Raw genomic sequence first — 26,733 nt, 5'->3', positions numbered from 1 at the left:
CTTCGCAGCCGAACGCAGCCTCGCAAGCTCGGCAGCTGCTACAAAAACCAGGCTTCACCCATATAAGTGATGAGTGGCTCAAGCCCTAGCCGGCACCGGCAACGGCGCCGCCAGCAAACGCTCATCCAGCAGCCCAAGGCCTTCCTGGAACAACTGGTTACTGCGCTCGGTATCGCCCAGTTGCGCCAGTAGCCTGGCCAGTTCCGCACAGGCTTCCGGGTTGCGCTGCAATCGAAGACTGCTTTCCAGATAATCCCGGGCCTTGCCCCACAGGCTGCTTTGCAGGCACAGGCGACCCAACGTCAGTAGCAGACTCGGATCAGCCGGATGCTCCTTGAGCCAGCCCTCGGCGGTTTGCAACTGCCGCGCCGGATCGCTGCCGCGCACCAGACCGTAGAGGCGTGCCAGGTGACTGTCGTACTTGCGCTTGAGCGCTGCACGCAGAATCTCTTCGGCTTCGACCTGTGCGCCCAACTGCCGCAGTTGCTCGGCATAAGCCAGTACCAGTTGCGGCTCCTGGCGCTGCGCATTGCTGAGCTGTTGCCAAGCACGGGTGAGCGACTGCAACCCGACCGAGCCGTCTTCTTCGCGATGGGCCGCCAGGCTGAGGTTTTCGCCCCAGGCGCGACGCTCCAGTTCGACCAGTTCCGCCGGGGGCAGCACCTTGTCCTTGCGCAATTCCGGCAGCAGGCGAATCACCGCCGACCAGTCGCCCCGCTGCTGATGCAGGCGCTGCAACTGACGCAGGGTCTGCACGTTATGCGGATGACGCTCGTGCATGGCTTCCAGGGTCGCCAGGGCGCCGTCGGTATCGCCGCGATCGGTCTGCAATTGCGCGTGACTCAAGGCAATCGCCAACTCAGCCTGGGGCTGGCGATCGAGGGCGCGCTCCAGCAGCTTGTCGCATTCCTCGTAATGACCTTGTTCGTTGGCGGCGCGGGCCGCGCCGAGGTAATACAGCAGCGGCTGGCGCTCGGCTTCAGCGGCCCGATGCAGATGACGCTGGGCACTGGCCCAACGGCCCTCGGCCAAATCCAGCTGACCATGCTCAATCGCCACTTGCACCCGGCGACTGCGATTGCGCCGGGACCATGGATTGACCACGCCGCCGGACGTCATCACCAGCTCGACCAATGCCTTGATGCCCCAGAACACCAGCCAGAGCACCGCCACCAGGGCCAGGGTCGCCCACAGGCTCGACTCGTAACGGAAGCTCTTGTAGGCAATCAGCACGTAGCCGGAATGTTCGGCAATCGCCAGCCCCAGCACTGCGGCAGCCGCGATGACCAGGAACAGGATCACATAGAGGCGTTTCATGGCGTGGCCTCCTGCGCAGTGTTCGCGGCAGGTTTGGCCAGCGGTTTGATCGAGTCCTCGGCACTGACATTGCGGCGCTCAAGGTATGCCTGAACCGCGCTCAGTGTGCCGGTCAGGTCTGGCGTGATGACGGTGACCGGTTGTGTGCTCAGCTCGGCAACCTGTTCCTGCATCACTTTGCTCTGCGGATTGTCCGGGTTGAAATTACCCTTGAGCACATCCCGCGCCTCAGTCAGCGCCTGGGTGTACACCGACGCCTGACCATTGAGCGCGGCCCACTGCGCCTGCTCCAGCGCCAGGCTCAAGGCCAGGCGCACCTGGCTCAGGCTCTGCCCGGCCAACAGCGGCCGGACATTTTTATCGGCGTTGAAATCGATGCGGATGTAGCGCGAGACCTGATCCCACCATTGGGCCCAACGACTGGCGCCGTCGCCATCGGCGGTGAGGCCCAGCAGGGATTCGCCACGGTCCTTGTACTCCGGCGCCAGTTCAGTGAGGTTGATCACTTGATCGCGCAACGCACCCAGTTTCAGGTACAACCCGGTGCGGTCCGGCTGCTCGGTGCTGCGCAAGGCCAGCAGGGTCTTGGCCACCTGCTCGCGGGCGGCGAAAGCGCCGGGATCGTTCTGTTCGCGGAGAATCTCGTCGGCGCCCTGCACCAGGGCCTGGGCGCTGCTGATGTCTTGCAACGCGGACAGACGCAGGCTGGCCAGACGCAGCAGATGCTCGGCCTCGGCCAGACGCCAATCCTTGCGGCTGGCACCGAGGACGGTTTCCAGTTTCTGATTCAGGCGTTGCTGATCACCTTGCAACTGCGTCACCAGACGGCGGCGGTCTTCCAGCTCATCGGCGGCCGGCAGTTGTTCGAGGCGTGCGGTCAGGCGTTGATCATTAAGCTTGAGGCTTTGAGCCTGATCGTTCAGCGCCTGAACTTCACTCAACTGCTGCTGGGTATTGGCCTGCAGGTGGCGCACTTGCCACACGCCCCAACCGCCGACGGCAACACCGGCCGCGCCCAGCAACAGGGCGACGATTGCGAGTCCATTGCCTCTACGCTGCACCGCAGCAGGTGGTGGAGTTTCAACGGGCGCATCAAGCACCGGCTGCACGTCATCTTTAGGCAAGACTGTTTCGCTCACGTATCCATCCTTTGCATTAGAGAACGGGTACGGGTTGCTCCCGTAACGCCGTCAGCAAAGCCGTGGCATTCGCGCCACGACAATCCACAACTGTTTGGGCCCCGGCGGCACGTGCCAGCTCAGCGACCCTTGGGCTTGGAACAAACAACGGCAACTGCGCCAACCGTGGCCAGACATCACCGGCCAACTGGTGCAGGTGCTCGAAACCCTGTCCACTGCTGACCACCAGCCCGTTCAAGCGTTCCGCTTCAATCCGGTCCGGCAGTGCAGTCGTCGTATAGTGCGGCAAGCCGCGACGGTACAACTCCAGATACTCGACACTAGCACCAAGCTCGCGCAAACGCTCAGCCAGCAACTCACGGCCGCCCTCCCCGCGCATGATCAGCACGCGTGGATCAGGCCGCGCAATAGCCTCGCGCAACTCGGGAAGTTCAAGCAAGGCTTCGCTGTCATCGCCCTCGGCCGGGAAGCTCACATCGAGCCCGAAATCCTTGAGGAGTTGTGCGGTCGCGGCGCCCACACTGAACCACTTCTGCTGCGGTGGCTGCGGCCAATGCTGGCGCAGCAGATCGATGCCGAACCGGGCCGCCGGTTTGCTCACCACAACCACCGCACAGTAGCGATCCAGATCCCGGATCACCCTGCGCATTGTGTCAGAGGCGGCAATCGGCTCGATCTCCAAAAGCGGCAGACAGCTGCTGAAAATCCCGCTCTCGGCCAGCACGCTGCTCAGCGCCGCCGACTCATCCACGGGGCGCGTCAGCAGCAGACGCCAACCGGTCACTCGTGACCTGCCTCGCCGTAGACCGCTTTCAGAATGTCACCGGCGCCCTGGTTCAGCAGGTCTTCGGCGACCTGCACACCCAGGGTTTCGGCGTCACTGCGCGGCGCACGGGCCTCGGCGTTGAGTAGCAGGCCACCACTCGGATCACCGACCAGACCACGCAACCAGATCTGATCGCCTTCAAGCACGGCGTAGCAGGCGATCGGCACCTGGCAGCCGCCATTCAAGTGCTTGTTGAGGGCACGTTCGGCGATGACGCGGGTGGCGGTGTCCTGGTGATGCAGCGGCGCCAACAAAGCGTGGATTTCGCTGTCGACGCTACGACACTCGATGCCGACCGCGCCCTGGCCACCGGCCGGCAGACTGTCGTCGACGCTGATGGCCGAGGTGATGCGGTCTTCGAAGCCCAGGCGAATCAGGCCCGCCGCGGCAAGAATAATGGCGTCGTATTCACCGGCATCGAGCTTGGCCAGGCGCGTGTTGACGTTGCCGCGCAGGAAGCGGATTTCCAGGTCCGGACGACGGGTCAGCAGCTGGGCCTGACGGCGCAGGCTGGACGTGCCGACGATGCTGCCTTGGGGCAGTTCATCCAGGCTGGCGTAGGTGTTGGAAACGAAGGCATCGCGCGGGTCTTCGCGCTCGCAGATGCAGAACAGACCAAGGCCTTCAGGGAAGTCCATCGGCACGTCTTTCATCGAGTGCACGGCGATGTCGGCTTCGTTTTCCAGCAGCGCGGTTTCCAGTTCCTTGACGAACAGGCCCTTGCCGCCGATTTTCGAGAGTGGCGAGTCGAGCAGCTTGTCGCCGCGACTGACCATGGGCACCAGCGTCACGATCAGGCCCGGATGGGCTGCTTCCAGGCGAGCTTTGACGTATTCGGCCTGCCAGAGGGCCAACGCACTTTTACGGGTGGCGATGCGGATTTCGCGAGAGGACATGGATCAATCCGTACTGAATAGATACGGCGGATAATAACAGCTCAGCCAAATCCACTTTGACTTGTATCAGGAACTGCTCGGCCTCCCTGGCCTTCAACGTCCGGCAATCGGGTGTGGGATCCGCCTGTGAACGGCGGATTAAAGCTGTTGCATCATCTTGCGCACGCCAGCCACGTGACGGCGGCTGACAATCAGCGCATCGCCATTCAGGCCTTTAAGGAACAGCTGGAAATGCCCCAGCGGTGTGCGTTGCAGGCGTTCGATGCGCTCGCGGGCGACCAGAGCGTTGCGGTGGATCCGCACGAAACGGTCGCCGAATTCGTCTTCAAGGGCCTTGAGCGGTTCGTCCAGCAGCACTTCGCCGCCTTCGTGGCGCAAGGTCACGTATTTATGGTCGGCAATAAAGTAGACCACCTGACCCAACGGGATCAGTTCAATGCCTTTACGGGTACGGGCACTGATGTGGCTGCGCGGGCCGCTGCCGGTTTCGGCAGCCGGGCGCGTCAGGGCGGCAAGCTGGACCCGATTGGGCCGCTCGGCCTTCTTCAAGGCTTCGAGCAACAACTCGGTTCGCACCGGCTTGACCAGATAACCCACGCCACTGGCCTGCAACGCTTCCACGGCAAATTCATCGGGGCCGGCGCAAAACACCACGGCGGGCGGTGTTTCGCGTTCGCACAACCGCGCAGCCACTTGCAGGCCATCGAGGCCTGGCATGCGGATATCGAGCAACACGATATCCGGCTTGTGACTGTCGATCAGCGCCAACGCCTCTTCGCCGTTCGTGGCACCGGGTTCCATGACACTGTATCCCTCGAGTTCGCCGACCATTCGGCTCAGGCGCTCGCGGGCTAGGGGTTCGTCATCAACGATCAGGACATTCATATTGCGCTGGATTCCTGCGTGAGTCTCGCACAAGGATAGCGTAGACAGGTGAAGTGACATCCGTCACCGCGATCCACGCTAAGACTGGCGCGAGGGCCAAAAAGTGCCGCGAGACCGGCGGCTAAATTTTCATCTGCGGGGCGATTGGCGGCCCAGGCCCGCGTTGGCGAGGCATCGCCGTAGGGTTTGCTGATACACAATACGAACACCCCCTCTTTTTATAGGCAGCGGCGGCGCACAGAAGTGCGCTGTTCCTACTGTCCAACTGTAGACGGTTGCCGGCGCGATATTGCTCAAATGAAAAATATCGTTGCGCAATTCTCTCTGGCGTTCCTTCGAGTATGGGCCTGCGCATGAGAAAAAAACGTATCGACCAGTGTCAGCGACAGGATTGGCAACCCTGTTATTATCCGCCACAGCGTTCAACGCCAACTTTCTTCAAGCCGATACGAGCGAATTCATGAGCACTGACAAGACCAATCAGTCCTGGGGCGGCCGCTTCAGTGAACCCGTCGACGCCTTCGTCGCCCGCTTCACCGCCTCCGTCACTTTCGACCAGCGCCTGTATCGCCACGACATCATGGGCTCGATCGCCCACGCCACCATGCTGGCCAAGGTCGGCGTGCTGACCGATGCCGAGCGCGACAGCATCACCGATGGCCTGAAGACCATCCAGGGTGAAATCGAGGCCGGCCAGTTCGACTGGCGCATCGACCTCGAAGACGTGCACATGAACATCGAGGCGCGCCTGACCGACCGCATCGGCGTGACCGGTAAAAAGCTGCACACCGGCCGCAGCCGCAACGACCAGGTCGCCACCGACATTCGCCTGTGGCTGCGCGACGAGATCGACCTGATCCTGGCCGAAATCACCCGCCTGCAAAAAGGTCTGCTGGAGCAGGCCGAGCGCGAAGCCGGCAGCATCATGCCGGGCTTCACCCACCTGCAAACCGCGCAGCCAGTGACCTTCGGGCATCACATGCTGGCCTGGTTCGAAATGCTCAGCCGCGATTACGAACGCCTGGTGGACTGCCGCAAGCGCACCAACCGCATGCCCCTGGGCAGCGCCGCGCTGGCGGGCACCACCTACCCGATCGACCGTGAGTTCACGGCTCAGCTGTTGGGCTTCGACGCCGTCGGCGGCAACTCCCTGGACAACGTGTCCGATCGTGACTTCGCGATTGAATTCTGCTCGGCCGCGAGCATCGCGATGATGCACTTGTCGCGCTTCTCCGAAGAACTGGTGCTGTGGACCAGCGCGCAATTCCAGTTCATCGATCTGCCGGACCGTTTCTGCACCGGCAGCTCGATCATGCCGCAAAAGAAAAACCCGGACGTGCCGGAGCTGGTTCGCGGCAAGACCGGTCGTGTGTTCGGCGCTCTGATGGGGCTGCTGACCTTGATGAAGGGCCAACCGCTGGCCTACAACAAGGACAACCAGGAAGACAAAGAGCCGCTGTTCGACGCCGCCGACACCCTGCGCGACTCGCTGCGGGCCTTTGCCGACATGATCCCCGCGATCAAGCCTAAGCACGCGATGATGCGCGAAGCGGCCCTGCGCGGTTTCTCCACCGCCACCGACCTGGCGGACTACCTGGTACGCCGTGGCCTGCCGTTTCGTGACTGCCACGAAATCGTTGGCCATGCGGTGAAGTACGGCGTGGAAAGCGGCAAGGACCTGGCGGAAATGAGCTTGGAAGAACTGCGCAAGTTCAGCGACCAGATCGATCAGGACGTGTTTGCCGTGCTGACCCTGGAAGGCTCGGTGAATGCCCGCGACCATATCGGCGGGACTGCGCCGGCGCAGGTCAAGCAGGCAGTGGCGCGCGGCCAGGCGTTGCTCGCCAGCCGCTAAACCGCCAAAAGCTTCGCGAGCAAGCCCGCTCCCACATTGGATTGGCGGTGGACACACATTGTGTGAACACCAAAGATTCACTGTGGGAGCGGGCTTGCTCGCGAATGCGGTTTAAAAGACGCTACAAAAACCTACTTCTTGGACGCGACCATCGCTAAAAACGCTGGCATCGCCGCCTCCTTGTCCGCCGCAATCCGCTGCACATGCGGGTTCTGCTCCAGACGTTCCAGCAACGCCTTGGCCGCCGGCATCTCGGCCAACAGGTCGATCCCGAACAGCTTCTGCCCGACTGCACAGGCCAGCGGCACGCTGTAGAGGAAATACAAATCCGCAATGCTCAGGCTGTCACCCGCTACATAAGGGGCGAACTTGCCGTGCCTGCCCAGCGAGGCAAAGCCCAGCAACAATTCGGCTTTGGTTTTGTCCTTGATCGCGTCCGGCACGGGCGAGCCGAAAAAGGCTTCGCCGTAACAGGCGCGGCCCGGCAGTTCGATGTACAGCTCGATTTCCTTGGCCAGCGCCAGGGCTTGTGAACGCTCGAAAGGATCGCTCGGCAGCAGCGGTGTACCTTTTTGGGTTTGCTCGATGTGCTCGAGAATGACGGCGGTTTCGTTGACGAAACCCTGTTCCACACCCAGCACCGGCACCTTGCCGCGGGGGCTGATGGCCAGTGCCTCGGGACTCGGGCCGGGGTAAAACAGCACTTCTTCGAATGGCAGTCCCTTCTCCAGCAGCGCCAGTTTCACCATGTTGTAGTAGTTGCTGACGGAAAATCCATAAAGCTTGAGCATCACAAAGCCTCCAGGCCGTGCGGGGTGGGCAGTGCCTGTTTATAGAACGCCCGGGCGTTTCTTGCCAGCAGCATCACAGCGCTGAATGCAGGTAAACTGCCCGCCTTAACTTGAGGAGCCTGCCATGAGCGAGCCAACAGACATCGAGATCGACGAAGAAGAATTCGCCGAGAACACCCTGATCGAAGCGATTGAAAACCAGATCGAAAGCGACAACCCGCCGGCCGCCAAGGCAACCTTCAACAAACTGACCCTGGTGGGTTACGAGCGTGAAGAAATCCTCAACCTGATGGCCCATGTGCTGGCGGTGGAAATCGACGCGATCCTCGAAGAAGACCGCGCGTTTAACACCGAATGGTACGAAACCGCGTTGCGCGCGCTGCCAGAGTTGCCGCCAGAAAAGAAGTAAGCGAATCCCTTGTGGGAGCGGGCTTGCTCGCGAATGCGGTATGTCAGTCAACATTGTTGGCGCCTGACACACCGCATTCGCGAGCAAGCCCTCTCCCACACAATTTGTCACCCATCCTTCCTGCCTTTCCCCAGACCCTGTCTACACTGGTACGCACCCCGTTATCGGGGAATGCTTCCCGAGGCGAAAAAACCCTGCTGCCAGCACTGGACATGCCGCACGAGTGGGCTCACCTTAGGGGCGCTGTCGTCCAATTCCTAGAAAGTCTGGAGTCCTTATGTCGCTTACCCCTGAGTTGGTTGCCGAACTGGAAATCCTCGCCCTCTTCAACCTGGACAGTTCCCAGGAAGGTTTGAAAATTCATCAGACCGCTGCCCCGAAAGCCATTGCCGCCGCCCAACGCCTGTACGAAAAAGAACTGATCGACCAGCCCGATGGCGGTTACCTGACCAGCCTGGGTCGTGACGCCGCGCAAAATGTACAAACCGTTCTGACCATTTTGAGCGTTCAGGAAACAGCCTAAAAGTCATCGCATCGCCCACGGAAACCCCCGCTACGGGATTTCCGCGGGCAGCTTGTCGCTTCGCGATAGAAATTTGACGCCAGAAATACAAATACAGCTTAAATGTCCCGGAGCCGAGGCGCTAAACTGCCCCTCATCCGCAGACCCCTACGTCCGAGCTTCGCGAGCCGGTTTGAGCTGACATGACCCGCACCCATGAAATCCGCCCCGATCTGGACGAGGGAATCGACCGTAAGGTTCTCAGTCAGCTGCGCGCCCGTTTTCTGAAACTCAACGAAGGCCGCATGGCCCGCGCCATGGAAGGATTGTCGACGCGCCAACAAGGGGTGTTGACCCTGCTGCCGCTGTTTTTCCACGTCAATCATCCGCTGTTGCCCGGTTACGTTTCCGGCAGCACGCCGGCCGGGCTGTCGAATTACGAACCCGACACCAACACCCTCGCCGAAGCCCAGCGCCTGACCCGTTCGTTCTCCTACAAACCGCGCCACGGCAGCAATCCGCCGCGACCGATTCATGGCCTGTTCCTGATGGGCAGCCTCGGCACCCTGGCCCAGGCCGATCAGAGCGACATGGACGTGTGGGTCTGCCACGGCCCGGACTTGAGCGAAAACGAACTCAACGAGCTGCGCAAAAAATGCCAGTTGCTCGAAACCTGGGCCGCCAGCCAGGGCGCCGAGGCGCATTTCTTCCTGATTGACCCGACCCGTTTCATGCACGGGGAACGGGATACACAACTGAGTTCCGAAGACTGCGGCACCACTCAGCACTATCTGTTGCTGGACGAGTTTTATCGCACCGCGATCTGGCTGGCCGGGCGCACGCCGATCTGGTGGCTGGTGCCCGTCTACGAAGAGGCGGGTTACCTCCAGTACACCCACACGCTGATTTCCAAGCGTTTCATCCGCGCCGACGAAACCCTGGACCTGGGGCATCTGGCGCACATTCCGCCGGGAGAATTCATCGGCGCCGGACTCTGGCAGTTGTTCAAGGGCATCGAGTCGCCGTACAAGTCGGTGCTCAAACTGCTGCTGACCGAGGTCTACGCCAGCGAACACCCCAAGGTCCACTGCCTGAGCCTGCGTTTCAAGCAGGCGGTGTTCGCCAATCGGCTGGACCTCGATGAGCTGGACCCGTACATCGTGGTCTACCGGCGCATCGAGGAATACTTGACCGCCCGTGGCGAACCGGAGCGTCTGGAATTGGTGCGCCGCGCGCTGTACCTGAAGGTTAATCGCAAGCTCACCGGCAGCAACAGTCGCACCGCGAGTTGGCAGCGTTCGCTGCTGGAACGCCTGGCCAGCGAATGGCACTGGGATCAACGGCAACTGGCGCTGCTCGACAGCCGCAGCCAGTGGAAAGTCCGCCAGGTCAGCGCCGAACGCCGAGCGCTGGTCAACGAATTGAATTACAGCTACCGCTTCCTGACCCAGTTCGCCCGCACCGAGCAAACCGTCAGCCTGATCAACAAGCGCGACCTCAATGTGCTCGGTCGGCGGTTGTACGCGGCGTTCGAGCGTAAGGCCGACAAGGTCGAATTCATCAACCCGGGCATTGCCCCGGACCTGGCTGAAGACACGCTCACGCTGGTGCAGGCACCGAACAAGAAAGAACCTGGGCAAACCCAATGGGGCTTATACAACGGCAGCCTGAACGCCCATGAATGGGAGCATTTCGCGCCGATCAAACGCAGCCGCCAACTGCTCGAACTGCTGACCTGGTGCCACCGCAACGGCGTGATCGACAGCAGCACGCGCCTGGCCTTGCACCCCGGCACCAGCGATTTGAGCGAATTCGAACTGTTCAACCTGCTCGGCAGCCTGCAACAAAGCGTCGCCCTGCCCCTGAGCACCGTTGCCGAGGAGCCATTACTGCGCGCCGCCGTGCCCAACGAAGTGCTGATCCTGGTGAATGTCGGCGTCGATCCGCTCAAGCATCACCGCGACTTGAACATCCTGATGACCACCGAGCGCACCGACTCCCTGAGTTACGCCGGCGTGCGGGAAAACCTGGTGCTGACACTGGATCAAGTCACGCTCAACAGTTGGAACGAAGTACTGGTCAGCCGCTATGACGGGCCGCACGCGCTGCTCGACTGCCTGCGCGATTACCTCAACAACCTGCCCAAAGGCCTGGATCAACCGCGCTTGCGGGTCCGTTGTTTCTGCCACAACCGCGCTCAATTTATCGCGCGCCGGGTCGAAGAAATCCTCGATACCGCGCAAAACCTGCTGTTGAGCAAACTCAATCATCGCTATCTGATTCAGGTCCAGCAGCATTATCACGTGCTGGAACTGGTCCCCGGCCAGGTCAATCACATCGCCCTCGCCACTCTGCCGGCGCTGTTCGACTACCTGGGCGAAGAGCTGGCGAGCTACAGCCCGCTGCATCTGGACCCGATGGCCCTCGAAGAACAAGACCTCGCGTTGCTGTTGCCGATGGGCCAGCCCGAATGCATTCAGGTGTTCTACCGGATCAACGAGCAGCAGGCCGATCTGTATGTGCTGGATGAATTCAATGCGCTGTGGCAGCAGCGCCTGCCCTATCACGACGAGCAAAGCCTGTTGGTGCCGCTGCAACGCTTCCTGCAATCGATCCAGTATCGCCGGGACGCCTTGCTGCCGATGGATGCCGCCCAGCCCCTGAGCCTCGAAACTTTGTATTACCAGTTATTGCCATCCGGTTCCGGACGCGCACGTCGGGTCGAAGCGCGGCCAGCGCCGCAAACGCCGGTCAACAAACCGTTCTACGACGTGCAGGCGATCATCGGCAAAGCCGCACCGGGTCAGGTGCAGGTCACGTTGTATTGCAATCAGCGGGAGTTTTCGGAACTGGAGTTTGGCGATCAGCTGTTTAGCGTGGTCGCCCGGGAAATCATCGATCAGCGCCGCGAGACAGAGCGCTACCGCTGCTACATCACCGACCTGGACCTCTCGGGCCTGCTCGGTGATGGGCAGAGTTCAAGCAATTTGTATCTGCGCTACAAGGCCGACCTGGAGCGCGCGTTGAACGAAGCGCTGGAGCAGGCCTGAGGGGATTTATTCCGGGAAGTCGCCGCCATGGGCTGGCTGTGATTCAACTTCCAGCAGGGTCAGCTTCAGCGTCTTGCCGCCCGGTGCCGGCCAGTCGATGTGCTGACCGACTTTCAGGCCGAGCAAGGCACTGCCCACCGGCGCCAGAATGGAAATCTTGCCTTCGTCGGCATTGGCATCCTTGGGATAAACCAGCGTCAGGTGGTAGTCCTTGCCACTGATTTCTTCGCGGCAATGCACGCGCGAATTCATGGTCACGACATCGGCGGGCACTTCATCGTGACCGACCAGTGTATCGGCGCGATCCAGTTCGGTTTGCAGCGCGATAACGCCCGGCAGCGTGTCATCCAGGCTGTCGATCAGGCGCTCCAGACGTTGCACGTCCAGACGGGTAAGGGTGATGGAAGGTACGGTCATGATCCGGGCAGACTCCTTTCTTCTGCACAAAAAAAGCAAAACCCCGCCAGAAAAAGGCGGGGTTTTCACGAGCCTCGATGGGTTGAGGCGTTTCTGGACACTATCACAGCTCAATAAATATACAAGCGGGCACCGGACGGCCTGCTCAATCGCTATTCGCAATCGACGCATGCCCCTGTAGGAGCTGCCGAAGGCTGCGATCTTTTGATCTTTAGAGGTTGCGCCGAAGGCAGATCAAAAGATCGCAGCCTTCGGCAGCTCCTACAGTGGGAATGGCATTACAGGCGAGAGAAAGGGTCAACCGTTATGTTTGCGGTCCGCCGCCTGGACGCAGATAACCCGCCGGCGGTCGTCATCCGCCGAGCGCCATTCGCGGATGTCTTCCACATGGCGAAAACAACCCAGGCACACTTTCTGCTCATCCAGCCGGCACACGCCGCTGCACGGCGAAGGCACCGCCGGGCTGACATTGCTGTAGAGCGGCTTGGGCGGGCGAACCGGTGCAGGCTCAGTCACGATCTCACAAACCTTCAAAATCGAATTCGGCGCCGGCCTGCTGCTTGACGATGCGCTCAAGCATTTCACCCAACTGCTCTTCGCTCTTGTCGCACATCCAGCGCTCGCTCTCTTCGTCATAGTCGAAGTGGAACCCACCGGACACCGCGGCCAGCCACAGCTGACGCAACGGCTCCTGGCGGCTGAAGATCAACTGGCTGCCGTTCTCGAACTTGACGGTGAGCACACCGGCCGAGCTCTCCAGATCGATATCCAGGTCACTCTCGTCGAAAATATCTTCCAGCGATTGCTGGGTGGCATCGACCAGGTCGTGGAAACGGGCTTCGGTCAAACTCATTGCAGGAACCTCAAAAAGTGTCTGATCACGCTCAAGCGCCGCAAGATACGGGCGAGCCCCGGTGATTGCAAAGGATAACGACCAAGCGTCGATATAGGTACATCAAACGCGGTCCCTGTGGGAGCGGGCTTGCTCGCGAAGGGGCCGGCACATGCAACAGGTTTGTTGACTGAACCACCGCTTTCGCGAGCAAGCCCGCTCCCACAAGGGATTGCACATAACCACCCACATCGAGCCAAGCCCCGCCGGACGGGAGCCGCGTTACATAGGCAAGCTGCCGGGTGGCCGGTATACTCCGGCGCAATTAACGCATTTTCAAGGATTTCGCCATGAAGCGCCTGATCTCTTCCCTTGCCGCGCTCCTCGCGGTCGCCTGTCTTGTGTCGGCCTGTGGCCAAAAAGGCCCGCTGTACCTGCCTGACGAAAACCAGGACCCTGCCGAGCAGGCCCAGTCTTCGCAAAAGCAGCCTGCTTCCAAAGCACACAAGCACGACGTCTACCAATAAGGGAACGCCATGGACGCTTTTAATTACCGTGACGGTGAGCTGTTCGCGGAAGGTGTTGCCCTGTCCGCCATCGCCGAGCGCTTTGGCACACCGACCTACGTCTACTCCCGCGCCCACATCGAAGCCCAGTACCTGGCGTATGCCGATGCACTGGCAGGCGTGCCGCACCTGGTGTGCTTTGCCGTCAAAGCCAACTCCAACCTCGGTGTACTGAATGTCCTGGCGCGTCTCGGCGCCGGTTTTGACATCGTCTCCCGTGGCGAGCTGGAACGCGTCCTGGCCGCTGGCGGCAGCCCTGACAAAATCGTGTTCTCCGGTGTCGGCAAGACCCGCGAAGACATGCGTCGCGCCCTGGAAGTCGGCGTGCATTGCTTCAACGTCGAATCCACCGACGAGCTGGAACGCCTGCAGGTGGTCGCCGCCGAGCTGGGCGTTCGCGCGCCAATCTCGCTGCGCGTGAACCCGGACGTCGATGCCGGCACCCACCCGTACATCTCCACCGGTCTTAAAGAGAACAAGTTCGGCATCGCCATCGCCGACGCCGAAGACGTGTACATCCGCGCCGCGCAACTGCCGAACCTGGAAGTGCTCGGTGTCGATTGCCACATCGGCTCGCAACTGACCAGCCTGCCACCGTTCCTCGATGCCCTTGATCGCCTGCTGGGCTTGATCGATCGTCTCGGCGAATGCGGCATTTACCTGCGTCACATCGACCTCGGTGGCGGCGTCGGCGTGCGTTATCGCGATGAAGAGCCGCCACTGGTGGCCGACTACATCAAAGCCGTGCGCGAGCGCTGCGACGGTCGCGACCTGGCCCTGGTGTTCGAACCGGGCCGCTACATCGTCGCCAATGCCGGCGTGTTGCTGACCCAGGTCGAGTACCTCAAGCACACCGAACACAAAGACTTCGCCATCGTCGACGCGGCCATGAACGACCTGATCCGCCCGGCGCTGTACCAGGCCTGGATGGACGTCACCGCTGTGCGCCCGCGTGACACCGCCGCTCGCGCCTACGACATCGTCGGGCCGATCTGCGAAACGGGCGACTTCCTGGCCAAGGAGCGTGAACTGGCCCTGGAAGAAGGTGACTTGCTGGCCGTGCATTCGGCCGGTGCCTATGGGTTTGTCATGAGTTCCAACTACAACACCCGCGGGCGTACCGCCGAAGTGTTGGTGGACGGTGATCAGGCATTTGAAGTGCGTCGCCGTGAGACGGTAGCCGAGTTGTTTGCTGGCGAAAGCCTGCTGCCGGAGTAAAACCATGCTGCTGCGTTTTACCAAGATGCACGGCCTGGGCAATGACTTCATGGTCCTCGACCTGGTCAGCCAGCACGCGCACATTCTGCCCAAGCACGCCAAGCAATGGGGCGATCGGCATACGGGTATCGGTTTCGACCAGTTGCTGATCGTCGAAGCGCCGAGCAATCCGGACGTGGATTTCCGCTACCGGATCTTCAACTCCGACGGTTCCGAAGTGGAGCAGTGCGGCAACGGTGCGCGCTGCTTCGCCCGCTTCGTGCTCGACAAACGCCTGACCGCCAAGCGGCAGATTCGCGTCGAAACCAAAAGCGGCATCATCGAACTGGATATCCGCAGCGACGGCCAGATCAGCGTCGACATGGGCGCGCCGCGCCTGGTGCCGGCCGACATCCCGTTCGAAGCCGAAGGCCAGGCCTTGAGCTATCAGCTCGAAGTCGACGGCACTACGGTGGAGCTGGCGGCAGTGTCCATGGGCAACCCCCATGCCGTGCTGCGGGTCAATGACATCAATAACGCACCGGTGCATGAACTGGGACCGAAAATCGAACACCATCCGCGCTTCCCGGCGCGGGTCAACGTCGGTTTTCTCCAAGTCATCGACCGCAACCGTGCGCAGTTGCGCGTCTGGGAACGTGGGGCCGGGGAAACCCAGGCCTGCGGCACCGGCGCCTGTGCTGCCGCGGTGGCCGCGATCAGCCAGGGGTGGATGGATTCGCCGCTATTGATCGACCTGCCCGGCGGGCGCCTGTCCATTGAATGGGCAGGCTCTGGCCAACCAGTCTTGATGACTGGCCCGGCAGTCCGCGTATATGAAGGACAAGTGCGTCTTTGAGAGAGCCAAATCCATGAAAGATAAGCCCCAGGTCCCCGCCCCACAGCCCGACGAATCTCCTTCCGAAAGCCTTGAGGCGGCGGCGATTGCCGCGTACCTGGAGGCTCATCCGGATTTCTTCGTCGAGCACGAAGAACTGCTCCCGGCCTTGCGCATTCCCCACCAGCGCGGCGATACCGTGTCGCTGGTGGAACGCCAGATGACCATCCTGCGCGACCGCAACATCGAGCTGCGTCATCGCCTGTCGCACCTGATGGACGTGGCGCGCGACAACGATCGTCTCTTCGACAAGACCCGTCGCCTGATTCTCACCCTGATGGACGCCGCCAGCCTGGAAGACGTGGTGATCAGCGTCGAAGACAGCCTGCGCCAGGACTTCCAGGTGCCTTTCGTCAGCCTCATCCTGCTGGGCGACAACCCGATGCCGGTCGGCCGCTGGGCCACGCACGCCGAAGCGCAAACGGCTATCGGCGGTTTGCTCTCGGAAGACAAGAGCGTCAGCGGCAGCCTGCGTGAGCATGAACTGGACTTCCTGTTCGGCGAAGAACAACGCAAGCAGATCGGCTCCACCGCCGTCGTCGCCATCAGCCATCAAGGTATCCACGGCGTTTTGGCCATCGCCAGTCGTGATCCGCAGCACTACAAGAGTTCGGTGGGAACGCTGTTCCTGAGCTACATCGCCGAAGTCATGGGTCGCGTGCTGCCACGGGTCAACAACTCCCTGCGCTCGGTACGCTGATCGTGGAACGGCAACTGGACGCTTACTGCGAACACCTGCGCAGTGAGCGACAGGTGTCGCCGCATACGCTGTACGCCTACCGTCGCGACCTCGACAAAGTGCTGGGCTGGTGCGTTAAACAGAACATCGACAGCTGGGCGGGACTGGATATTCAGCGCCTGCGCAGCCTGATCGCGCGCCTGCATTCCCAGGGCCAATCATCCCGCAGCCTGGCGCGGTTGCTGTCGGCGGTGCGCGGGCTCTATCACTACCTGAATCGTGAAGGCCTGTGCGATCACGACCCGGCCAACGGCCTGGCGCCGCCCAAGGGCGAACGACGCCTGCCGAAAACCCTCGACACCGACCGCGCGCTGCAACTGCTGGAAGGTGCGGTCGAGGATGACTTTCTGGCGCGTCGGGATCAGGCGATTCTGGAGCTGTTCTATTCCTCGGGTTTGCGGCTTTCGGAGCTGACCGGGTTGAATCTGGATCAGCTCGATCTGGCTGACGGCATGGTTCAAGTGCTCGGCAAGGGCAGCAAGACGCGCCTGCTGCCGGTGGGCAAAAAGGCGCGCGAAGCGCTGGAGTTGTGGCTGCCGCTTCGAGCCATGACCAACCCGGCCGACGACGCGGTGTTTGTCAGCCAGCAAGGCCGACGCCTCGGCCCACGGGCGATACAAGTGCGGGTCAAAGCCGCCGGCGCACGCGAACTGGGGCAAAACCTGCACCCGCACATGCTGCGGCACTCCTTCGCCAGCCACTTGCTGGAATCCTCGCAAGACCTGCGCGCGGTGCAGGAACTGCTCGGCCACTCGGACATCAAGACCACCCAGATCTACACCCACCTGGACTTCCAGCACCTGGCAACGGTCTACGACAGCGCCCATCCGCGGGCCAAACGAATCAAAGGCGATGAGTCATGAGAATCCAGTTGATCACCTTCGACCTCGACGACACCCTGTGGGACACCGCCCCGGTGATCGTCAGCGCCGAAGCCACGTTGCGTGAATGGCTGACCGAGCATGCACCAAACCTGGGCGCTGTGCCGGTGGAGCATTTATGGGCCATCCGTGAGCGGGTGCTGAGCAACGAACCGAGCCTCAAACACCGCATCAGCGCCCTGCGCCGGCGGGTGCTGTTCCATGCATTGGAAGAGGCCGGTTATGACCACGATCAGGCTTCAGACCTGGCGGATCAGAGTTTTGAAGTGTTTTTGCACGCCCGGCATCAATTGCAAATCTTCCCGGAAGTGCAGCCGACTCTGGAAACCCTGGCCAACCATTACGCCCTCGGCGTGGTCACCAATGGCAACGCCGATGTGCGTCGGCTGGGGCTGGCGGACTACTTCAAGTTCGCGCTGTGCGCCGAAGACATCGGCATCGCCAAGCCCGATGCGCGGCTGTTTCATGAGGCCTTGCAACGCGGCGGCGCGACAGCCGAGACGGCGGTGCACATTGGCGATCATCCGGGGGATGACATTGCTGGCGCCCAACAGGCAGGCCTACGCGCGATCTGGTTCAACCCGACGGGCAAAGCCTGGGAAGCGGATCGCTTGCCGGATGCGGAGATTCGCAGCCTGACCGATTTGCCAGCGTTGCTGGCGCGCTGGAATGCCGCTTCCGCTTGACACCAAACCTGTAGGAGCAGAGCTTGCTCGCGAAAGCGCTGGATCAGCCTCATCCATTTTGAAAGTGATGGCCTCTTCGCGGGCAAGCCTCGCTCCTACGGGTGACCTGTTTCGAACACAGATTTTGTGAACTCCAACAATCAAAATGTGGGAGCGGGCTTGCTCGCGAAGGGGCCGTGTCAGTCAGCATTGATATCGACTGACACACCGCCTTCGCGAGCAAGCCCGCTCCCACAGGAGATTGTGGTGAATTCAAGCATTATGTTTCGCCCATGAAAAAGCCCGCAGCGACGGCGGGCTTTTTCAGCAAGCAGGTAGCAAGCGCTTAGATAGGCCGGCTGCCGTACTTGTTGTCAGGTTTCTTGGGCGGATCGGCGACCACATTGGCCTCCACTTCCTGCACCTTGCCACCTTTGGCCAGGAACTCTTCCATGGCCTTGGCCAGGGCGTCGCGCTCCTTGTTTTTGGCTTCGACGCTTGGCAGCTCATCGACTGACACAGCAGCCTTGGCCTTGCCTTTGGCGGTCGGAACCGGCGTTTCACCGCCATCGTCGTCAGCAACGTCTTCCGCTGCTGCTTCCAAGCCTTCTTCGGCCTCGTCTTCGTCACCTACTTCGAGGTCGTCGTTTTCCAGATCATCGTCGCTCATGTTCTACCTCATGACTTGCGAAAAGCAGATTAGTTATAGCCCAGCTTCGCCATCTGTCGAAGGCTGCCGGAAAAAAATCAACAGTCGCTGGCAACCAGCGACTTATGCCCCTTCACCGTGCACGGTGGCGAGGACTTTACGGGCACCGCCAAAATCACGGTGCTCGCCCAGATAAACGCCTTGCCAGGTCCCCAACGCCAGTCGGCCCGCCGATATCGGCAAACTGAGCTGACAGCCAAGCACGCTGGCCTTGAAGTGCGCCGGGAGGTCGTCCAGGCCTTCGTCGTTATGCTCATAGCCGTCTGTTCCTTGTGGGATCAGACGATTGAAAAATCGTTCGAAGTCGCGACGTACCGCCGGATCGGCGTTCTCGTTGATGGTCAACGACGCCGAGGTATGCTGCAGCCACAAATGCAACAGACCGACCCGACACGCCTTGAGTTCAGGCAGGCCGGCGAGTAACTCGTCCGTTACCAGATGAAAGCCCCGGGGCCTTGCCCGCAGAGTAATCAGAGTCTGTTGCCACATACAGTTCTCCGCACGTTCGGGGCGCATTCTAGCGCGCTCAGGGAAAAAACAAAGGCCCTAATATTCCTGCATTGCTGTAAGTTTTTCGCCCCAGAAAAACGCTCGCCGTAAACACGACATAAGCCGTAGGAAAAAACCTTTCAGCTACCGCTTTAATGACAAATCCCGGACAAAAAAATGCCCGGCAAGCCGGGCAAGTTTTTTTGTGCGCGTCTTACAAGTTGTAGCCGCGTTCGTTGTGTTGTGCCAGATCGAGGCCAACCGCTTCTTCTTCCTCGGTCACACGCAGACCCATGACGGCATCCAGGACCTTGAGAATGATGAAGGTGACGATCGCGGTGTAGATCACCGTGAAGCCCACGCCTTTGGTTTGAATCCAGACTTGTGCGGCGATGTCGGTAACGGTGCCGAAGCCACCCAGGGACGGTGCAGCGAACACACCGGTCAGGATCGCGCCGAGGATACCGCCGATACCGTGCACGCCGAAGGCATCCAGAGAGTCGTCATATCCGAGTTTGCGTTTCAGGGTGGTGGCGCAGAAGAAGCACACCACGCCAGCCGCCAGACCGATGACCAGCGCGCCCATCGGGCCCACGGTGCCAGCAGCCGGGGTGATTGCCACCAGACCGGCGACCACACCAGACGCGATACCCAGTGCACTTGGTTTGCCGTGGGTGATCCACTCCGCGAACATCCAGCCCAGTGCAGCGGCGGCGGTTGCAATCTGGGTGACCAGCATCGCCATACCGGCAGTGCCGTTGGCCGCGGCGGCGGAACCGGCGTTGAAGCCGAACCAGCCGACCCACAGCATGGCCGCGCCCATCAGGGTGTAACCGAGGTTATGCGGTGCCATCGGAGTGGTCGGGAAACCTTTGCGCTTACCCAGTACCAGGCAGCAGATCAGACCGGCCACACCGGCGTTGATGTGCACCACGGTGCCGCCCGCGAAGTCCAGCACGCCCCAGTCCCACAGCAGGCCGCCGTTACCGGACCAGACCATGTGCGCAATCGGTGCGTAAACCAGGGTGAACCAGATACCCATGAAGACCAGCATCGCGGAGAACTTCATCCGCTCGGCGAAGGCACCGACGATCAGCGCCGGGGTGATGATGGCGAAGGTCATCTGGAAGGTCACGAACACTGCTTCAGGAAACAGCGCGGCCGGACCGGTGATGCTGGCAGGCGTGATGCCGGCGAGGAACGCCTTGCCCATGCCGCCGAAGAACGAGTTGAAGTTGACGACGCCCTGTTCCATGCCGGTGGTGTCGAACGCAACGCTGTAGCCATAAATGACCCACAGGATGCTGATCAGACCGGTAATGGCGAAGCACTGCATCATCACGGAAAGAATGTTTTTGGAGCGAACCATGCCGCCGTAGAACAGCGCGAGGCCGGGAATGGTCATGAACAGCACGAGGGCCGTCGAGGTCAGCATCCAGGCGGTATCGCCGGAATTGAGGACTGGGGCCGCCACTTCGTCTGCCGCCATAGCCAGGCTGGGCATTACGAGGGACAACAGGGCTCCTAGCCCTGCGAATTTACGCAGAGTCATATTGTTTTCTCCTGGGGCGTTGGGTTTGTGGCGGCTTAGATTGCGTCGGTATCGGTTTCGCCGGTACGGATGCGAATCGCCTGTTCCAGATTGACCACGAAGATCTTGCCGTCACCAATCTTGCCGGTGTTGGCGGCCTTGGTTATCGCCTCGATAACCCGATCAAGATCCTTGTCGTCAATGGCGACATCAATCTTCACCTTGGGCAGAAAATCGACCACGTACTCCGCGCCGCGATACAGCTCGGTGTGACCCTTCTGCCGACCGAAGCCTTTGACTTCAGTAACGGTAATGCCCTGCACGCCGATCTCGGACAACGACTCGCGTACATCGTCCAGTTTGAACGGCTTGATGATGGCAGTGACTAGCTTCATGAAAACTCTCTCCCGAATTGGTGGACTTGCCCCAGGAAAACAAACCCGTCTCAAGTCTAAGCGCAGTGCCTGGCTTTGTAACGCATCGTCGGCCTTACCTGCCCGTCCGACGCCAGCTAACCACTCCGTACGAAACTTCCCCGTTTCGCGTGGCGCACTGCATTCGTCACAGCGACTGCATCAGTGCATGGGTCACTAGCGACTAAGCAGAAAGCTTGCCATCTCGCCAAAACCTACTGAATTCAACCCTTTGGCCGCGGCTGCAAGCCACTTCCCACAAATGCCAACGACATTACGCACAACAACAGTGCGCCGCCGTCCGTCCGCCTGCGCGAAAAGCGTGCATCCGTGCCTGCGGATTTGACTATAGACACTGCGTGATACACTGCCCGCCATTGTTTCCAGGACTTTCCCCATGCTCGCGCCCAAAGACTTCCTCGACGCCCTGAGCGGCACCGCCTCCCGCCTCTTCAGCGGCGAAACCCCGCTGCCGAAAAGCGAAATCGAAAGCCAGTTTAAAGCCTTGCTGCAGAGCGGCTTCAGCAAGCTGGATCTGGTGAGCCGGGAAGAGTTTGATAGTCAGATGGTGGTGCTCGCACGCACTCGGGCGCGACTAGAAAGCCTTGAGGCGAAGGTTGCGGAGCTTGAAGCGAAGCTGAATCCTCCTGCCGAATAACACCTCTGATCCTAATGTGAAACGCGATCCCCTGTGGGAGCGGGCTTGCTCGCGAATGGGGTCGCCTCGGTCCCCCAACCATCCCACACTCAACAGACCACCCCCGTAGGAGCTGCCGAAGGCTGCGATCTTTTGATCCTAAGCCCCGCAACCATCTCGGCAACGTCCTACAACGATCACACCGCCGTCCGATAGCGTCGCAAAGCGCCGGGTCCTAAGCTCATTCTCAGCTGACTTATTCAGCACTGGGTTTGGCGACCTGGAAATCCCCGACGCACCGCGACCACATTCGCAGGGAATTTTTCCCATCTCGAATTATGGCGGCTGTGCGTGGGAGACCTTCGGGTCTGCCGGTTTGGGGTGCACCGGTTCGCCAACCCACGCATAGCTGCCACCCTTTTCGTTTGGCGACGATCAGAGGCAGTTTTACTCATTGCCCCGAGAACTGCACCATGGACGAAAGCTATCTAATCCCGCACATCTTCACCCGCCACAAACTCCACCTCCACGCCCTCCTCCTCCAAAACCAACCCTGGTTCAGCGCCCGCGACCTCGGCCGACTCCTGCGCCTCTTCCTCGACGAACGCGCCGTCCGCAAACTCGACCCCGACCAACATAAATCCGTGCAGATGCTCATCCACAGCACCGTCGAAAACACCCTGCTCATCAGCGAATCCGGCGTCTACGCCCTACTGATCTACCACTACTGCCCCGAATACCGAGGCCTGCGCGAATGGCTGACCCACGACGTGGTGCCAGCCCTCAGAGACGCCCAGCAACCGACCTCAACCGAACGCCCGATATTGATCCTGCTGAACTGGCCAGAGATGTCGTTGAGCTTGCTGCACTGGAATAACCAGCCGTGGATTCGGTTACAGGATGTGCCGCATATGCTGTTGGAGGGTGAACAGCCAAGGCGTACGGTGAATGCACCGTGGTGGAAGCGTGCATCGCGAATGCTCCAGGCATTCTGAACGACACAAAAAACCCCACGTTTGCAGCGCGGGGTTCGTTCTAGAGCAGAGGATCAGGCGCAGTGCGCAAGACGCTCAACCTGATCCCGAATCGCCGCCCCTCGTTCAATCTCGGCTTTACGCAAATCGTAAGTCGATTGCAGGTTCAGCCAAAACTCGGGAGTCGTGTCCAGGCAGATAGATAATCTGAGAGCCATATCAGCACTGACGCCTCGACGCTGAAGCACGATGTCATTCACCGTCGGCGTCGAAACGCTCAATGCCCTGGCCAACGCCGCAGCGGTTAGGCTCAGAGGTTCAAGGTATTCCTCTTTGAGGATCTCGCCGGGGTGGACCGGACGCATACCGTTTTTAGTCATTACGCCCCCGTTGCCTCCTACCCCGATAATGAATATTCAGCATTGAGCAGCGATGCCTGCTCGAAACGCGGAGTTCTTAAGTTTCGTACAGATCGAAAAACCGCCCCAGCCGAAGCCGGGGCGGTTTCCGCCGGGTCAATCCTTACTGCGGATCATTCCAGCGGTCCCGCAGAAACTCGTAAAGGCGAAAAGCCCATAGCGCGTTCCTGACGAGGCTCCACATATGTTTAAGAAACTTAGACATACTTTGGCCCTCCTTGCGTGAGGCCAAACCTCCAGTACGCTTTCCGGTGTACGCGCACCTTTGGGAATACAAGTGGGTGTTTTCCATTGAGGCGGCCGGGTGTGGGCTCCCCAAAACCAGCGCCGGCACGATTCTCACACCGTGTTGAGGAACATGAAAATCTTTACGTTCCCGGCCACCCTTCGGAATCACTCACTCATCGAGCCTCATCGCGGCGAATGCTATCGCAGTTCTTTCAATGCTTACCTTTCAAATCTGTTAACGAGTTGTATCAAATCATGAAGTGGCGAATGTCCTCTCCATTTCCTCGCTGTTGTTAGTTTCTACCATCAGCAGATCGTAATTGACGCTTGCCCAGATGATCAAATTTGAATAGGCTTTCCTTGGTGGGTGTTTCCATTGAGGAAGCGCAGGCCTCGGCCTCACCGAAGCCTGCAAATAAAAAACCGCCAACTCAAGGCGGTTTTTTTTCGCCTCCAATTCAGCTTTCGCCACATCCTTCATCACTCTAGGCAACGTCCTACAACAACCTCATCCCGCGACTGATTACGTCGACAATCCCCACACCCTTAAGCTTTCCCCCACCCGAAAGACGCTCGCAACATCCTGCGAAAATTTGGCACCTGCGTCGCCACACCACCCGACTACCCTTCAAAAACCGCAGGAAGCGGTTCCCGTAAAAGCTCAAGGAACGACCATGTCCCTCTCCATCGTCCACAGCCGCGCCCAGATTGGTGTCGATGCCCCCGCCGTTACCGTAGAAGTCCACCTGGCCAACGGCTTGCCGTCACTGACGATGGTCGGTTTGCCCGAAGCTGCCGTGAAGGAAAGCAAGGATCGGGTGCGCAGCGCGATCATCAATTCCGGCCTGCAATTTCCAGCGCGGCGCATCACATTGAATCTTGCCCCGGCGGATTTGCCGAAGGACGGTGGGCGGTTCGATCTGGCGATTGCCTTGGGAATTCTGTCGGCCAGTGTGCAAGTGCCGACGTTGACGCTGGATGACGTGGAATGCTTGGGAGAGTTGGCGCTGTCGGGCGCAGTGCGGGCGGTTCGCGGTGTGTTGCCGGCAGCGTTGGCGGCGCGCAAGGCCGGGCGAACGCTGGTGGTGCCGCGGGCGAATGCCGAAGAGGCGTGCCTGGCATCCGGGTTAAAGGTGATCGCGGTGGATCATCTGCTTCAGGCGGTGGCACATTTCAATGGCCATACGCCCGTGGAACCTTACGTTTCCGATGGCTTGCTGTACGCCAGCAAACCCTACCCCGATTTGAATGAAGTGCAGGGTCAACTGTCGGCCAAACGTGCGTTGCTGATTGCGGCGGCGGGCGCTCATAACTTGCTCTTTAGCGGCCCGCCGGGAACGGGAAAAACCTTGCTGGCGAGCCGCTTACCGGGGCTGCTCCCACCCTTGGCCGAGGCGGAAGCGCTGGAAGTCGCGGCGATTCAATCAGTTGTCAGTTGCATGCCGCTGAGTCATTGGCCCCAGCGACCATTCCGCCAACCCCATCATTCGGCTTCCGGCCCGGCATTGGTGGGTGGCGGTTCCAAGCCGCAACCCGGCGAAATCACCCTCGCCCATCATGGCGTTCTATTCCTCGATGAACTCCCGGAATTTGATCGCAAGGTATTGGAGGTTTTGCGGGAGCCACTGGAATCCGGCCACATCGTGATATCCCGCGCCAAAGACCGCGTGCGTTTCCCGGCACGCTTCCAACTGGTCGCCGCGATGAACCCGTGCCCCTGTGGATATCTTGGCGAACCCAGCGGCAAATGCAGTTGCACACCGGACATGGTCCAGCGCTACCGCAACAAACTCTCCGGGCCGCTGCTGGATCGCATCGACCTGCACCTGACCGTCGCTCGGGAAGCCACGGCGTTGAATCCTTTGCCCAAACCCGGTGATGACACCGCCACCGCTGCCAAACGGGTCGCCGACGCAAGGGAGCGGCAACACAAGCGCCAGGGCTGCGCCAATGCTTTCCTTGATCTGCCGGGTCTGCGTCGGCACTGCAAGTTATCCACAGCCGATGAAAACTGGCTGGAATCGGCTTGTGAGCGACTGACGTTGTCACTGCGAGCGGCCCACAGATTGCTCAAGGTTGCGCGTACGTTGGCGGACCTTGAGCAAGTCGATGGTATTACTCGTGAGCATCTCGCCGAAGCACTGCAATATCGGCCGACTGCCAACTGATGGCCTTACTCCTTACTCAAATCCACCAACGGCGCCGGCCTCACCTCAGTCGCCCGCCCACCCTGAATTTCACTCACCCGCGCCAATGCCTTATCCACAGCCCCTTTATCCGCCAATAGGCTGTAGTGAATCTGGAATTGCTTTTGCTCTTTCACCCCAATCGTCGGCACCAATCCAAGTGGCCGTTGATACCGACGGTTGTAGGAAAAACTCGTCCCGGGCTCCAACCCGGTGACATACCCCTGCCCCTGGGTATCAGTGTTTTTCCACAATGAGAACACCGGCAACTGCTGGGTATTGAAGCCAACCGAAACCCCGAGGCTGCCAGCCTTGTTATGCAGCACAGTCAACGTGTCGCCCTTGGCATCGCCATATGGCACGACGTTGTAAACGGTCTCGTCGTAATCCTTGGTCGGCGCGCGATAGGTCTGCCAGTCCGGCAAGTCCCCTTTGGCCTTGTCGTTGAACGGTGAAACCTGTTTCACCGGCGCGGCAAAACGGGCGCCCTGTTCCAGGAACGGGGTGCTGAAGTTGCTGTGGTAGAGCGCCTGGTATTCCTTCGGGTAGTCGCCGTTGTTGGTCAAGGTATCGTTGAGGGCGAACGCGACACTGCCGGGCTCGGTGACCAGTTCGGTCTGCACCGAGAAGTCGACTTTTTTGAAGGCCTGTTCCTTCAGTTCACCGCGCAGGCTGATGGCGTACGGTGGTTTTTCATCGATGTGCAGGGTGACTTTGCTGGCCGGGATGTTGGCGGCGCGGCCGTGGAGGGTCAGCAGTTCGCCGTTGTCCATGCCGGGGTGGCCGACCCACTCGTAGCCGCAACGGGCGACGAGTTCGTTGAAGCCTTCGAGCCAACCCAGGCCGCCGCGACCGTTGAGTTCGATAAAGGACGGATTGACCACGTCCTTGACCGGTGAATCCCAGCCCATGCGCACATTGCCTACAGACGCTTGTAGGACGTTCATCCCACGGGTCGGCACCACCGAGAGTTTCAGCGTGCCGTTATCGATGTCGACGATGCTGACGCCCTCCTGCCGACCGCCGTGCAAGGTGCGCAGTGTTACGGAGAAGGGTTTGTCGGTTTTTACGCCGAGTTGTTGGCTGGTGATTTGCCAGTTCTGGGCGGCTTTGTCGGTGTCGAGCAGGACGTAATCCCAGGCCATGGCGTGGGAGGCAGCGGACAGTGCGCTGAGGGCAACGATGAGTTTGAGCGGGGTCATGGGAGAAGCCTTTCTTGGAGTTGTGCCATTTTTATAGTCTTGCTGAAACGATTCATCAAGCTTAAAAGCACTACACCGAAGGC

The 26,733-nt window shown here is 60.4% G+C and carries 29 protein-coding genes; 13 read left to right on the top strand and 16 right to left on the bottom strand.

Annotation, left to right across the window (positions count from 1 at the left end):
• Positions 1-78: 78 nt before the first annotated feature.
• The 5 genes from HB680_RS07445 to HB680_RS07425 all read right to left on the bottom strand — a co-directional run bounded on the left by HB680_RS07445 (position 79) and on the right by HB680_RS07425 (position 5,063).
• Positions 79-1,317: a heme biosynthesis protein HemY gene (locus HB680_RS07445; RefSeq protein WP_213937876.1), complete on the bottom strand. Its 1,239-nt coding sequence runs from the start codon at positions 1,315-1,317 to the stop codon at positions 79-81.
• Entirely contained in the window at positions 1,314-2,456 is a 1,143-nt protein-coding gene (locus tag HB680_RS07440; RefSeq protein WP_213937875.1) for a uroporphyrinogen-III C-methyltransferase, read from the bottom strand. The genes HB680_RS07445 and HB680_RS07440 overlap by 4 nt, the downstream gene beginning before the upstream one ends.
• Positions 2,457-2,472: 16 nt before the next feature.
• A complete protein-coding gene (locus HB680_RS07435) occupies positions 2,473-3,240 on the bottom strand; it encodes a uroporphyrinogen-III synthase (RefSeq protein WP_213937874.1) in 768 nt (255 codons plus the stop codon).
• Positions 3,237-4,178, bottom strand: coding sequence for a hydroxymethylbilane synthase (hemC, locus tag HB680_RS07430; RefSeq protein ID WP_213937873.1), 942 nt, complete (start codon positions 4,176-4,178; stop codon positions 3,237-3,239). Before hemC ends, HB680_RS07435 begins: the two co-directional genes overlap by 4 nt.
• 138 nt (positions 4,179-4,316) lie before the next feature.
• Positions 4,317-5,063 (bottom strand): LytTR family DNA-binding domain-containing protein, encoded by a 747-nt coding sequence (locus tag HB680_RS07425; protein ID WP_123509692.1) that lies wholly within the window; start codon positions 5,061-5,063, stop codon positions 4,317-4,319.
• Positions 5,064-5,523: 460 nt separating this feature from the next.
• On the opposite strand from HB680_RS07425, the gene argH reads away from it, so the two are divergent.
• Positions 5,524-6,918 carry an argininosuccinate lyase gene (gene argH, locus HB680_RS07420; protein WP_054617019.1) on the top strand — a complete coding sequence of 465 codons (1,395 nt, stop codon included), beginning with the start codon at positions 5,524-5,526 and terminating at the stop codon, positions 6,916-6,918.
• 131 nt (positions 6,919-7,049) lie between these two features.
• Here argH and HB680_RS07415 read toward each other — a convergent pair whose 3' ends face one another.
• Positions 7,050-7,709, bottom strand: a complete 660-nt coding sequence (locus tag HB680_RS07415; RefSeq protein ID WP_213937872.1) for a glutathione S-transferase — start codon at positions 7,707-7,709, stop codon at positions 7,050-7,052.
• 124 nt (positions 7,710-7,833) lie between these two features.
• Between HB680_RS07415 and HB680_RS07410 the strand changes: the two genes are divergently transcribed.
• From HB680_RS07410 to HB680_RS07400, 3 genes are all read left to right on the top strand, one after another.
• The gene (locus HB680_RS07410; RefSeq protein ID WP_007894899.1) at positions 7,834-8,118 is read left to right on the top strand and encodes a hypothetical protein; all 285 of its coding nucleotides are present in this window, start codon (positions 7,834-7,836) and stop codon (positions 8,116-8,118) included.
• 277 nt (positions 8,119-8,395) lie between these two features.
• The gene (locus HB680_RS07405) at positions 8,396-8,641 is read left to right on the top strand and encodes a TIGR02647 family protein (protein ID WP_094470036.1); all 246 of its coding nucleotides are present in this window, start codon (positions 8,396-8,398) and stop codon (positions 8,639-8,641) included.
• Positions 8,642-8,823: 182 nt separating this feature from the next.
• Positions 8,824-11,670, top strand: a complete 2,847-nt coding sequence (locus HB680_RS07400; protein WP_213937871.1) for a class I adenylate cyclase — start codon at positions 8,824-8,826, stop codon at positions 11,668-11,670.
• Between the two features lie 6 nt (positions 11,671-11,676).
• Here HB680_RS07400 and rnk read toward each other — a convergent pair whose 3' ends face one another.
• The 3 genes from rnk to cyaY all read right to left on the bottom strand — a co-directional run bounded on the left by rnk (position 11,677) and on the right by cyaY (position 12,940).
• Positions 11,677-12,087, bottom strand: a complete 411-nt coding sequence (gene rnk / locus HB680_RS07395; protein WP_054048529.1) for a nucleoside diphosphate kinase regulator — start codon at positions 12,085-12,087, stop codon at positions 11,677-11,679.
• A 297-nt stretch (positions 12,088-12,384) separates the two neighbouring features.
• On the bottom strand, positions 12,385-12,603 hold the full coding sequence (locus HB680_RS07390) for a DUF1289 domain-containing protein (RefSeq protein WP_213937870.1): 219 nt from the start codon (positions 12,601-12,603) through the stop codon (positions 12,385-12,387).
• Positions 12,604-12,607: 4 nt separating this feature from the next.
• Positions 12,608-12,940 (bottom strand): iron donor protein CyaY, encoded by a 333-nt coding sequence (gene cyaY, locus HB680_RS07385; RefSeq protein WP_017341439.1) that lies wholly within the window; start codon positions 12,938-12,940, stop codon positions 12,608-12,610.
• Between the two features lie 329 nt (positions 12,941-13,269).
• Here cyaY and HB680_RS07380 point away from each other — a divergent pair, with 329 nt between their 5' ends.
• Genes HB680_RS07380 through HB680_RS07355 form a run of 6 tightly spaced genes read left to right on the top strand, consistent with a single transcriptional unit; the run spans position 13,270 to position 17,883 of the window.
• Entirely contained in the window at positions 13,270-13,446 is a 177-nt protein-coding gene (locus tag HB680_RS07380; RefSeq protein WP_123509683.1) for a lipoprotein, read from the top strand.
• Between the two features lie 9 nt (positions 13,447-13,455).
• Positions 13,456-14,703: a diaminopimelate decarboxylase gene (gene lysA, locus HB680_RS07375; RefSeq protein ID WP_213937869.1), complete on the top strand. Its 1,248-nt coding sequence runs from the start codon at positions 13,456-13,458 to the stop codon at positions 14,701-14,703.
• Positions 14,704-14,707: 4 nt separating this feature from the next.
• Positions 14,708-15,538 (top strand): diaminopimelate epimerase, encoded by an 831-nt coding sequence (gene dapF / locus HB680_RS07370; RefSeq protein ID WP_213937868.1) that lies wholly within the window; start codon positions 14,708-14,710, stop codon positions 15,536-15,538.
• A gap of 13 nt (positions 15,539-15,551) precedes the next feature.
• On the top strand, positions 15,552-16,277 hold the full coding sequence (locus tag HB680_RS07365; protein WP_213937867.1) for a DUF484 family protein: 726 nt from the start codon (positions 15,552-15,554) through the stop codon (positions 16,275-16,277).
• 2 nt (positions 16,278-16,279) lie between these two features.
• Positions 16,280-17,179: a tyrosine recombinase XerC gene (xerC, locus tag HB680_RS07360; protein WP_213937866.1), complete on the top strand. Its 900-nt coding sequence runs from the start codon at positions 16,280-16,282 to the stop codon at positions 17,177-17,179.
• A complete protein-coding gene (locus tag HB680_RS07355; protein ID WP_213937865.1) occupies positions 17,176-17,883 on the top strand; it encodes an HAD-IA family hydrolase in 708 nt (235 codons plus the stop codon). Before xerC ends, HB680_RS07355 begins: the two co-directional genes overlap by 4 nt.
• Positions 17,884-18,208: 325 nt before the next feature.
• On the opposite strand, the gene sutA is transcribed toward HB680_RS07355, so the two are convergent.
• The 4 genes from sutA to glnK all read right to left on the bottom strand — a co-directional run bounded on the left by sutA (position 18,209) and on the right by glnK (position 20,986).
• The gene (gene sutA / locus HB680_RS07350; protein WP_054617023.1) at positions 18,209-18,532 is read right to left on the bottom strand and encodes a transcriptional regulator SutA; all 324 of its coding nucleotides are present in this window, start codon (positions 18,530-18,532) and stop codon (positions 18,209-18,211) included.
• Between the two features lie 102 nt (positions 18,533-18,634).
• A complete protein-coding gene (locus HB680_RS07345; RefSeq protein WP_033060691.1) occupies positions 18,635-19,060 on the bottom strand; it encodes a secondary thiamine-phosphate synthase enzyme YjbQ in 426 nt (141 codons plus the stop codon).
• A gap of 214 nt (positions 19,061-19,274) precedes the next feature.
• Complete coding sequence (locus tag HB680_RS07340) at positions 19,275-20,612, bottom strand: ammonium transporter (protein ID WP_123403842.1); 1,338 nt, start codon at positions 20,610-20,612, stop codon at positions 19,275-19,277.
• A gap of 35 nt (positions 20,613-20,647) precedes the next feature.
• Complete coding sequence (gene glnK, locus HB680_RS07335) at positions 20,648-20,986, bottom strand: P-II family nitrogen regulator (RefSeq protein WP_002555808.1); 339 nt, start codon at positions 20,984-20,986, stop codon at positions 20,648-20,650.
• A gap of 415 nt (positions 20,987-21,401) precedes the next feature.
• On the opposite strand from glnK, the gene HB680_RS07330 reads away from it, so the two are divergent.
• Positions 21,402-21,662, top strand: a complete 261-nt coding sequence (locus HB680_RS07330) for an accessory factor UbiK family protein (protein ID WP_010465113.1) — start codon at positions 21,402-21,404, stop codon at positions 21,660-21,662.
• A gap of 452 nt (positions 21,663-22,114) precedes the next feature.
• Entirely contained in the window at positions 22,115-22,636 is a 522-nt protein-coding gene (locus HB680_RS07325) for a Bro-N domain-containing protein (protein WP_213937864.1), read from the top strand.
• A gap of 53 nt (positions 22,637-22,689) precedes the next feature.
• Here the strand turns inward: HB680_RS07325 and HB680_RS07320 are convergent, their stop codons facing one another.
• Complete coding sequence (locus HB680_RS07320) at positions 22,690-22,995, bottom strand: HigA family addiction module antitoxin (protein WP_054617025.1); 306 nt, start codon at positions 22,993-22,995, stop codon at positions 22,690-22,692.
• Positions 22,996-23,515: 520 nt separating this feature from the next.
• Positions 23,516-23,746 carry a hypothetical protein gene (locus HB680_RS07315; protein ID WP_213937863.1) on the bottom strand — a complete coding sequence of 77 codons (231 nt, stop codon included), beginning with the start codon at positions 23,744-23,746 and terminating at the stop codon, positions 23,516-23,518.
• A 190-nt stretch (positions 23,747-23,936) separates the two neighbouring features.
• On the opposite strand from HB680_RS07315, the gene HB680_RS07310 reads away from it, so the two are divergent.
• Positions 23,937-25,430: a YifB family Mg chelatase-like AAA ATPase gene (locus HB680_RS07310; RefSeq protein WP_213937862.1), complete on the top strand. Its 1,494-nt coding sequence runs from the start codon at positions 23,937-23,939 to the stop codon at positions 25,428-25,430.
• Between the two features lie 5 nt (positions 25,431-25,435).
• Here the strand turns inward: HB680_RS07310 and HB680_RS07305 are convergent, their stop codons facing one another.
• Positions 25,436-26,650, bottom strand: coding sequence for an aldose 1-epimerase family protein (locus HB680_RS07305; RefSeq protein ID WP_213937861.1), 1,215 nt, complete (start codon positions 26,648-26,650; stop codon positions 25,436-25,438).
• Between the last annotated feature and the right edge of the window lie 83 nt (positions 26,651-26,733).

Origin of the sequence: Pseudomonas sp. dw_612, from assembly GCF_018449725.1 — a bacterium.
GTDB lineage: Bacteria > Pseudomonadota > Gammaproteobacteria > Pseudomonadales > Pseudomonadaceae > Aquipseudomonas.
Note: the sequence above shows the minus strand (reverse complement) of the source record. Positions and strands in the feature narration are given on the sequence as shown.

Coding starts and splice junctions, on each gene's coding strand:
- HB680_RS07365 (WP_213937867.1), top strand. CDS start 15,552: ATGAAAGATAAGCCCCAGGTCCCCGCCCCACAGCCCGACGAATCTCCT.
- cyaY (WP_017341439.1), bottom strand. CDS start 12,940: ATGAGTTTGACCGAAGCCCGTTTCCACGACCTGGTCGATGCCACCCAG.
- HB680_RS07410 (WP_007894899.1), top strand. CDS start 7,834: ATGAGCGAGCCAACAGACATCGAGATCGACGAAGAAGAATTCGCCGAG.
- argH (WP_054617019.1), top strand. CDS start 5,524: ATGAGCACTGACAAGACCAATCAGTCCTGGGGCGGCCGCTTCAGTGAA.
- HB680_RS07310 (WP_213937862.1), top strand. CDS start 23,937: ATGTCCCTCTCCATCGTCCACAGCCGCGCCCAGATTGGTGTCGATGCC.
- glnK (WP_002555808.1), bottom strand. CDS start 20,986: ATGAAGCTAGTCACTGCCATCATCAAGCCGTTCAAACTGGACGATGTA.
- HB680_RS07405 (WP_094470036.1), top strand. CDS start 8,396: ATGTCGCTTACCCCTGAGTTGGTTGCCGAACTGGAAATCCTCGCCCTC.
- HB680_RS07380 (WP_123509683.1), top strand. CDS start 13,270: ATGAAGCGCCTGATCTCTTCCCTTGCCGCGCTCCTCGCGGTCGCCTGT.
- HB680_RS07320 (WP_054617025.1), bottom strand. CDS start 22,995: ATGACTAAAAACGGTATGCGTCCGGTCCACCCCGGCGAGATCCTCAAA.
- HB680_RS07425 (WP_123509692.1), bottom strand. CDS start 5,063: ATGAATGTCCTGATCGTTGATGACGAACCCCTAGCCCGCGAGCGCCTG.
- sutA (WP_054617023.1), bottom strand. CDS start 18,532: ATGAGCGACGATGATCTGGAAAACGACGACCTCGAAGTAGGTGACGAA.
- lysA (WP_213937869.1), top strand. CDS start 13,456: ATGGACGCTTTTAATTACCGTGACGGTGAGCTGTTCGCGGAAGGTGTT.
- HB680_RS07330 (WP_010465113.1), top strand. CDS start 21,402: ATGCTCGCGCCCAAAGACTTCCTCGACGCCCTGAGCGGCACCGCCTCC.
- HB680_RS07355 (WP_213937865.1), top strand. CDS start 17,176: ATGAGAATCCAGTTGATCACCTTCGACCTCGACGACACCCTGTGGGAC.
- HB680_RS07340 (WP_123403842.1), bottom strand. CDS start 20,612: ATGACTCTGCGTAAATTCGCAGGGCTAGGAGCCCTGTTGTCCCTCGTA.
- HB680_RS07305 (WP_213937861.1), bottom strand. CDS start 26,650: ATGACCCCGCTCAAACTCATCGTTGCCCTCAGCGCACTGTCCGCTGCC.
- HB680_RS07415 (WP_213937872.1), bottom strand. CDS start 7,709: ATGCTCAAGCTTTATGGATTTTCCGTCAGCAACTACTACAACATGGTG.
- HB680_RS07445 (WP_213937876.1), bottom strand. CDS start 1,317: ATGAAACGCCTCTATGTGATCCTGTTCCTGGTCATCGCGGCTGCCGCA.
- dapF (WP_213937868.1), top strand. CDS start 14,708: ATGCTGCTGCGTTTTACCAAGATGCACGGCCTGGGCAATGACTTCATG.
- HB680_RS07400 (WP_213937871.1), top strand. CDS start 8,824: ATGACCCGCACCCATGAAATCCGCCCCGATCTGGACGAGGGAATCGAC.
- HB680_RS07345 (WP_033060691.1), bottom strand. CDS start 19,060: ATGTGGCAACAGACTCTGATTACTCTGCGGGCAAGGCCCCGGGGCTTT.
- hemC (WP_213937873.1), bottom strand. CDS start 4,178: ATGTCCTCTCGCGAAATCCGCATCGCCACCCGTAAAAGTGCGTTGGCC.
- HB680_RS07325 (WP_213937864.1), top strand. CDS start 22,115: ATGGACGAAAGCTATCTAATCCCGCACATCTTCACCCGCCACAAACTC.
- rnk (WP_054048529.1), bottom strand. CDS start 12,087: ATGACCGTACCTTCCATCACCCTTACCCGTCTGGACGTGCAACGTCTG.